Here is an 8,070-nt window from a genome sequence, read left to right as displayed (position 1 = left end):
GCCGCGCCTTCCCCACGTGAACGCGCCCCTGGAGATCGCGCACGAAGTGCGCGTCTCCAGGGGCGCGGGGAACTGCGCGAGAAGCCCCCACGCACCCGCAGTCCGCGACGGACCGGAACGGGGCAGCCTGGACCGCCCTCCCACGCCCCCGCCCGGAGGGACTAGTGGGCGGCGGACTCCCAGTCCGGGCCCACGCCCACCGAAACATCCAGCGGCGCCCGGAGGGCCACCGCGTCGGCCATCTCCCGGCGGACCAGCTCCTCCAGCGCCGCGGCCTCCCCGGGCGCCACCTCCAGCACGATTTCGTCGTGGACCTGAAGCAGCATCCGGGACGTGAGCCCCGCCTCCGCGAGCGCCTTGTCCACGTTCAGCATCGCGATCTTCACGATGTCCGCGGCCGTGCCCTGGATCGGCGCGTTCAGCGCCATCCGCTCGGCCATCTCACGCCGCTGCCGGTTGTCCGAGTTCAGGTCGGGCAGATAGCGGCGTCGGCCGAGCATCGTCTCCGTGTATCCGGTGGCGCGCGCCTCGTCGACGACCCGCCGGAGGTAGTCGCGGACCCCGCCGAACCGCTCGAAGTACGTGTCCATCAGGGCACGCGCCTCGCCCGCCTCGATGTTCAGCTGCTGGGAGAGGCCGAAGGCGGACAGTCCGTAGGCCAGGCCGTACGACATCGCCTTGATCTTGCGGCGCATCTCGGCGTCGACCGCGGAGCGCTCCACGCCGAACACCTGCGACGCGACCGTGGTGTGCAGGTCCTCGCCGGAGGTGAACGCCTCGATGAGGCCCGCGTCCTCGGACAGGTGCGCCATCACGCGCAGCTCGATCTGGCTGTAGTCGGCCGTCATCAGCGACTCGAAGCCCTCGCCGACAACGAAGCCGCGGCGGATCGCGCGGCCCTCGTCCGTGCGGACCGGGATGTTCTGCAGGTTCGGGTCGGTCGAGGAGAGGCGGCCGGTCGCCGCCACCGTCTGGTTGAACGTGGTGTGGATGCGGCCGTCGGCGGCGATCGTCTTGATCAGGCCCTCGACCGTGACGCGCAGCTTCGCCTGCTCGCGGTGGCGCAGCATGATGACGGGCAGCTCGTGGTCCGTCTGCGTCGCCAGCCAGGCCAGCGCGTCCGCGTCCGTCGTGTATCCGGTCTTCGTCTTCTTCGTCTTGGGCAGGTCCAGCTCGCCGAAGAAGACTTCCTGGAGCTGCTTGGGGGAGCCGAGGTTGAACTCGTGGCCCACGGAGGCGTGCGCCTCCTTCACCGCCTGCTGGACGGCGCCCGCGAACATCTGCTCCATGGCCTCCAGATGGGCGCGGTCGGCCGCGATGCCGTGCCGCTCCAGGCGGGCGAGGAGCGTGGACGTGGGCAGCTCGATGTCCTTGAGGAGGTCCGCCGCGCCGACCTCCTTCAGGCGCTCGCCGAACGCCTCGCCCAGGTCGAGGATGGCGCGGGCCTGCACCATGAGCGCGTCGGCCTCGGCCTGGTCGTCCTCGTCCGTGCCGAAGGCCAGCTGTCCGTCGGCCGCGCCGGCCGGGGCGAGCTCGCGGCCCAGGTACTCCAGGGACAGCGCGTCGAGGGCGAAGGAGCGGCGGCCGGGCTTGACCAGGTACGCGGCGAGCGCCGTGTCCATGGTGATGCCCTCGACTCTCCAGCCGTGCTCGGCGAAGACCCGCATGACGCCCTTGGCGTTGTGCAGCACCTTCGGCTTCTCGGCGTCGGCGAGCCACTGGGCGAACGCCTTCTCGTCGGCCTCGTCCAGCGTGGACGGGTCGAACCAGGCGGCCTCTCCCCCGGCGGCGGCGAGCGCGATCTCGCTCACCGTGCCCGTGCCGAGCGACCAGGTGTCGACCGTCGCCAGGCCCAGGACGGCCTTGGCGTGCTCGGTCAGCCACGGGGCGACCTCGCCGGTACCGAGGACCTTTCCGTCCAGCTCGACGCCGGGCTCGGCCGGTGCCTGCTCGGCCTCCTCCGCACCCGGGTCGACGGCGAACAGCCGCTCGCGCAGCGACGGGTTCCGGATCTCCAGGGTGTCCAGGACCATCGCGATCGTGGTGCGGTCGTACGCCGTCCGCTCCAGGTCGCCGACGCCCTTGGGCAGCTCGACGTCGCGCACCATCTCGGTGAGCCGGCGGTTGAGCTTGACGGCCTCCAGGTGCTCCCGCAGGTTCGCCCCGGCCTTGCCCTTGACCTCGTCGGCGCGCTCGACCAGCTCGGCGAACGAACCGAACTGGTTGATCCACTTCGCGGCCGTCTTCTCGCCGACGCCCGGGATGCCCGGGAGGTTGTCCGACGGGTCGCCGCGCAGCGCCGCGAAGTCCGGGTACTGGGCGGGGGTCAGGCCGTACTTCTCCTGGACCTTCTCCGGCGTGAACCGGGTCAGCTCGGAGACGCCCTTGGTCGGGTACAGCACCGTCACGTTCTCCGTGACCAGCTGGAAGGAGTCGCGGTCGCCGGTGACGATGAGGACCTCGAAGCCCTCGGCCTCGGCCTGCGTGGCGAGCGTGGCGATGACGTCGTCCGCCTCGAAGCCGTCGACGGCGAAGCGCGGGGTGTGCATCGCGTCGAGCAGCTCGCCGATCAGCTCGACCTGGCCCTTGAACTCGTCGGGCGTCTTCGAGCGGTTCGCCTTGTACTCGGTGAACTCCTCGGAGCGCCACGTCTTGCGGGACACGTCGAACGCCACCGCGAAGTGCGTGGGCGACTCGTCGCGCAGGGTGTTCGCCAGCATCGACGCGAAACCATAGATCGCGTTCGTCGGCTGGCCCGTCGCCGTCGTGAAGTTCTCCGCGGGCAGCGCGAAGAACGCGCGGTACGCCAGCGAGTGCCCGTCCATGAGCATCAGCCGGGGGCGCCCACCTGCACCGCTGCCCGTCGCCTTCGTCGCGGTTGTCTTCGCCGTTTTCGCTGCTTTCTCTGCCACGTCCCCGATCCTGCCACGCCCCACTGACAGTGCGGCCCACCCCGACCGGGCGGCGGCGCCGTCGGACCCCCGTGCGAGGATCGGAGACGTACCTCACAGCACGCTCGCAGGACCCGCTCGAAGGGGAGCACGACATGGCCAGCAAGCCGCCCGCGTCAGACCCGGTCCAGGACGCGCCGCAGGTTGCGGCGCCGCAGCACCACGCCGCTGGGCTGCCGGCCGTCAAGCACTCCCTCAAGATCGCCCGCGAGCAGATGGGCGTGAAGCGCACCGCCCTGACGCTGCTGAGGGTCAACCAGAAGGACGGCTTCGACTGCCCGGGCTGCGCCTGGCCCGAGCCCGAGCACCGGCACGCGGCGGAGTTCTGCGAGAACGGGGCGAAGGCGGTCGCCGAGGAGGCGACGCTGCGCCGGGTGACCCCGGAGTTCTTCGCCGCCCACCCGGTCACGGACCTCGCGACGCGCTCCGGGTACTGGCTGGGCCAGCAGGGCCGGCTCACGCACCCCATGTACCTGGCCGAGGGCGCCACGCACTACGAGCCGGTGCCGTGGGAGCGGGCCTTCGACATCATCGGCGAGGAGCTCGACGCGCTCTCCTCCCCCGACGAGTCGGTCTTCTACACGTCGGGCCGGACCAGTAACGAGGCGGCGTTCCTCTACCAGCTGTTCGCCCGCGAGTTCGGCACGAACAACCTGCCCGACTGTTCGAACATGTGCCACGAGTCGTCCGGTTCGGCGCTGACGGAGACCATCGGCATCGGCAAGGGCAGCGTCCTCCTGGAGGACCTGTACAAGGCGGACCTGATCATCGTCGCCGGGCAGAACCCGGGCACGAACCATCCGCGGATGCTCTCCGCCCTGGAGAAGGCGAAGGCGGGCGGCGCGCGGATCATCTCGGTGAACCCGCTGCCGGAGGCGGGCCTGGAGAAGTTCAAGAACCCGCAGACGCCGAAGGGCCTCACCAAGGGCGCCTCGCTCACCGATCTCTTCCTGCAGATCCGGCTCGGCGGCGACCAGGCCCTCTTCCGCCTCCTGAACAAGCTGGTCCTGGAGACGGAGGGCGCCACGGACGACGCCTTCATCGCCGAGCACACCCATGGCTTCGAGGAGTTCGCCGCCGCCGCGCGGGGCGCCGACTGGGACGAGACGCTGACGGCGACCGGCCTCTCCCGCGCGGACATCGAGCGGACCCTGGAGATGGTGCTCGCCTCCAAGCGCACCGTCGTGTGCTGGGCGATGGGCCTCACCCAGCACAAGCACTCGGTGCCGACGATCCGCGAAGTGGTCAACTTCCTGCTGCTGCGCGGCAACATCGGCCGTCCGGGCGCGGGCGTCTGCCCGGTGCGCGGCCACTCGAACGTGCAGGGCGATCGCACCATGGGCATCTTCGAGCGCCCCGCCCCGGCGTTCCTGGACGCCCTGGAGAAGGAGTTCGGGTTCGCGCCGCCGCGCGAGCACGGCTTCGACGTCGTCCGCGCCATCCGCGCGCTGCGCGACGGCGAGGCGAAGGTCTTCTTCGCCATGGGCGGCAACTTCGTGGCCGCGTCCCCCGACACCGAGGTCACCGAGGCTGCCATGCGCCGGGCCCGCCTCACCGTCCACGTGTCGACGAAGCTGAACCGCTCGCACGCCGTCACCGGCGCCCGCGCCCTGATCCTGCCCACGCTCGGCCGCACCGAGCGCGACCTGCAAGGCAGCGGCGAGCAGTTCGTGACGGTCGAGGACTCCATGGGCATGGTGCACGCCTCCCGCGGCCGCCTCGACCCCGCGAGCAAGCACCTCCTGTCCGAGCCCGCCATCGTGGCCCGCCTGGCCCGCCGCGCCCTCGGCGAGGACTCCCGCACGCCCTGGGAGGAGTTCGAGAAGGACTACGCGACGATCCGCGACCGCATCGCCCGCGTCATCCCCGGCTTCGAGGACTTCAACGAGCGCGTCGCGAACCCGTCGGGCTTCGCCCTGCCGCACGCCCCGCGCGACGAGCGCCGCTTCCCGACCGCCACCGGCAAAGCCAACTTCACGGCCGCCCCGGTCGAGTACCCGCGGCTGCCCGAGGGCCGGCTGCTGCTGCAGACGCTGCGCTCGCACGACCAGTACAACACCACGATCTACGGCCTGGACGACCGCTACCGCGGGATCAGGAACGGCCGGCGGGTCGTCCTGGTGAACGCCGAGGACGCCAAGGAGCTGTCCCTGGCCGAGGGGTCGTACGTGGATCTGGTCAGCGAGTGGAGCGACGGCGTCGAGCGGCGCGCACCCGGCTTCCGCGTCGTGCACTACCCGACGGCCCGCGGCTGCGCGGCGGCGTACTACCCGGAGACCAATGTCCTGGTGCCGCTCGACGCCACCGCGGACACCAGCAACACCCCCGCCAGCAAGTCCGTCGTGGTCCGCCTGGAACAATCCAGGACCGACTGAGCGTTTGCTCAGCCAGCTGTCACCTCCCGCACGCAGGCACGACGGACGGAGCCGGCCCCCATGGGCGAGCAGAACCACGTGAAGTTCCCGCAAGAGGTCATCGACGAGTACGCGGCGCTCGGCGTCGACCTGCCCGCCCTGTTCTCCGCCGGGCACCTCGGCACCCGGATGGGCATCGAGATCAAGGAGGCCTCGGCCGACCGCGTGGTCGGCACGATGCCCGTCGAGGGCAACACGCAGCCGTACGGCCTGCTGCACGGCGGCGCCTCCGCCGTCCTCGCCGAGACCCTCGGCTCGGTCGGCTCGATGCTGCACGGCGGCCTCGGCAAGATCGCCGTCGGCGTCGACCTGAACTGCACGCACCACCGCGGCGCCCGCTCCGGCCTGGTCACGGGCGTGGCCACGCCCGTGCACCGCGGCCGCTCCACGGCGACGTACGAGGTCGTCATCACCGACGAGCAGGACAGACGGGTCTGCACGGCCCGTCTGACCTGCCTCCTCAAGGAAGCTCCCACGGCGCCTACCGCGTAGCGGGCGCCGTCGGCAGCGTCACCGAGCCGACCCCGGCGCGCACGGTCATCGTCGTGCCCGCCGGGTACCGCAGGGTGTAGTCGTAGTCGGTCGAGATCAGCACCAGGCCGAGCCGGTGCCCGGCCTTGAAGACGTAGTCCTGCGGCTGCAGGTCCCAGCGCAGCCGGTACTCCCGGCCCTCGACGACCTTGCTCTGGCGCGCGTACGAGTCGCGATTGCGGGCGTCGAGCCAGCCCCGCGTGACGATCTTGAAGTCCGCGCTCTGCGTGGCGTGCCTCGTCCGGTACGCGCAGCCGGTCTCACCGGGCAGCCCGGGCACGCCCTCGCCGTAGCAGACCTGCTGCGTGGTGTCGGTGACCGTCCCGGACGTCGCGCGGGTGTCCTTTCCGTAGTCGACGAGCAGCGCCGTCACGTAGGGCGACGTACCGGAGAGTGACGAACGGACGTCGACCTCGGGCACTCCGTTGAGCCGTACGTCGCGGTCGAGGGGCCCGGTCGTGTACGCGAGCCGGTTCGGGTTCGCCGCGTCCGGTGACGTCACGAGCTGCTCGGCGGGGACGGTGCGGCCCGCGTCGGTCAGCGACTGCACGGTGGCCGGGCCCGGGGAGCGGCCGAGGGAGCCGTCGGCGCGCAGCCGCAGTGTGGTGTCCCGGGTGCCGGGGGCGGGCCAGTCCCGCTGCTGCCGCCAGCTGAAGTCGGCCTGCTCGACGTCGACTTGGGGTTCCTTCGTGATGCCGTTGCCGATGCCGTAGAGGTAGTGGTCGAACCAGTGGTGGACCTGGCGCAGCCACTCCTCCATGCGCAGCGGCATCGGGTTGGTGTGCCCGGCCTGGTGCAGCCACAACTTGCGCGGGACGTGGTTCTTCTTGAGCGCCTCCCACAACTGGCCCGCGTTCTTGGTCTTCACGTTCCAGTCGTTGAGCCCGTGCACGACGAAGACGCCTGCCTTGATCTTCCGGACGTCCTTGAGGTAGTCGCGCTCGGCCCAGTACGGGGACCAGTCGCCGGTCACCCGGTCCTGGTCGCGCTCCAGGGCGGCCAGGACGGGCTTGCAGACCTCCCGGTCGGCGCGCGAGTACACGTACTTGGCCAGCACGTCGGTGTCCTCGCCCTGGAACGTGCCGGGGGCGACGACGCCGCCGTTCGCGCGGTAGTAGTCGTACCAGGAGGAGATCCCGGAGATCGGCACGATCGCCTTGAGGCCCTCGACTCCCGTACTCGCGACGGCCGTCGGCAGGGTGCCGTTGTAGGAGATGCCCATCATCGCGGCGTTGCCGGTGGACCAGCCGGCCTCGACCGGACGGCCGTCGAGGTCCCAGCCCTTCGCGCGGCCGTTCAGCCAGTCGATCGCGGCCTTCGCGCCCAGCGTCTCGTTGCGGCCGCCGGAGGTCGGACAGCCGGTGGAGCCGCCGGTGCCGAGGCTGTCGACCTGGGCCACGGCGTAGCCACGGGGCAGGAAGTAGTTGTCGTAGTAGCCCGAGTACGCGACGGCGGGGCCGGTCAATCCCGGTTTTCCCGCGCCCTGTTGGCGCTTCGCGGGCAGTCCGTCCTCGTCGAGGTCGACGCCGTGGTTCGGGACGTCGTTGCCGCCCGCCCAGTACGGGCTGGCCTCGACGATCGTGGCGACCTTCAGGCCCGCCGTGTCCGTCTCCCTCGGGCGCAGGATCCGCATCCGTACGGTGTCGCGCGTGCCGTCGCCGTCGCTGTCGGCCTCCGTGCGGATGTCGACCTGCTGGTAGACGGCGTCGGCGCGGGAGAAGACGGGCTGCGTCTCCCGGCCCGTCACCGTCAACTCGGCATGTGACTGCGGGGGTTGGGCGGCGTACGCGGAGGGGGCGGCCAGGGCCGCCGTCAGCGCGCACACCACGGCCAGGCCGCGGACGCGGCGCCGTCTCTTGCCGGGGGATCTCACCATCGTGCCTCCAGGGGCGCGGTAAGGGAGTTCACTCGCGGGACGCGTGTATTGCACCGCGCCGCGCCCCGCCCCACCAGAGGGCCTGCCCAACTCGCTTGATCGACGGACCCGTTGGCGGACGGCGACGCTCCGGCTTACCGTCGAGCATGACCGGCATCGGGCCCGTGGAGGAGTACGACCCCGGCGACGACTCTCCGCCCCCGGCCGACGTGATCGGCACCGGCTCCCCGCCCCCTGCCGACGTGATCGGCACCGACTCCCCCCGCCTGCACGAGCGTTGGGCCGCGCTGCCCGCGCG

The 8,070-nt window shown here is 71.4% G+C and carries 4 protein-coding genes; 2 read left to right on the top strand and 2 right to left on the bottom strand.

What is annotated here, in order from left to right:
* Nucleotides 1-161: 161 nt before the first annotated feature.
* The gene (polA, locus tag M4J07_RS45300; protein ID WP_255982746.1) at nt 162-2,831 is read right to left on the bottom strand and encodes a DNA polymerase I; all 2,670 of its coding nucleotides are present in this window, start codon (nt 2,829-2,831) and stop codon (nt 162-164) included.
* Nucleotides 2,832-3,046: 215 nt separating this feature from the next.
* Here polA and M4J07_RS45295 point away from each other — a divergent pair, with 215 nt between their 5' ends.
* Both M4J07_RS45295 and M4J07_RS45290 read left to right on the top strand, forming a co-directional pair.
* A complete protein-coding gene (locus M4J07_RS45295) occupies nt 3,047-5,326 on the top strand; it encodes an FdhF/YdeP family oxidoreductase (RefSeq protein ID WP_255982744.1) in 2,280 nt (759 codons plus the stop codon).
* Nucleotides 5,327-5,386: 60 nt separating this feature from the next.
* Nucleotides 5,387-5,857 (top strand): PaaI family thioesterase, encoded by a 471-nt coding sequence (locus tag M4J07_RS45290; protein WP_255982741.1) that lies wholly within the window; start codon nt 5,387-5,389, stop codon nt 5,855-5,857.
* On the opposite strand, the gene M4J07_RS45285 is transcribed toward M4J07_RS45290, so the two are convergent.
* Nucleotides 5,847-7,772, bottom strand: coding sequence for a Xaa-Pro dipeptidyl-peptidase (locus M4J07_RS45285; RefSeq protein WP_255982739.1), 1,926 nt, complete (start codon nt 7,770-7,772; stop codon nt 5,847-5,849). The genes M4J07_RS45290 and M4J07_RS45285 overlap by 11 nt on opposite strands.
* Between the last annotated feature and the right edge of the window lie 298 nt (nt 7,773-8,070).

The sequence above is a fragment of the Streptomyces longispororuber genome, from assembly GCF_024448165.1.
GTDB lineage: Bacteria > Actinomycetota > Actinomycetes > Streptomycetales > Streptomycetaceae > Streptomyces > Streptomyces longispororuber_A.
Note: the sequence above shows the minus strand (reverse complement) of the source record. Positions and strands in the feature narration are given on the sequence as shown.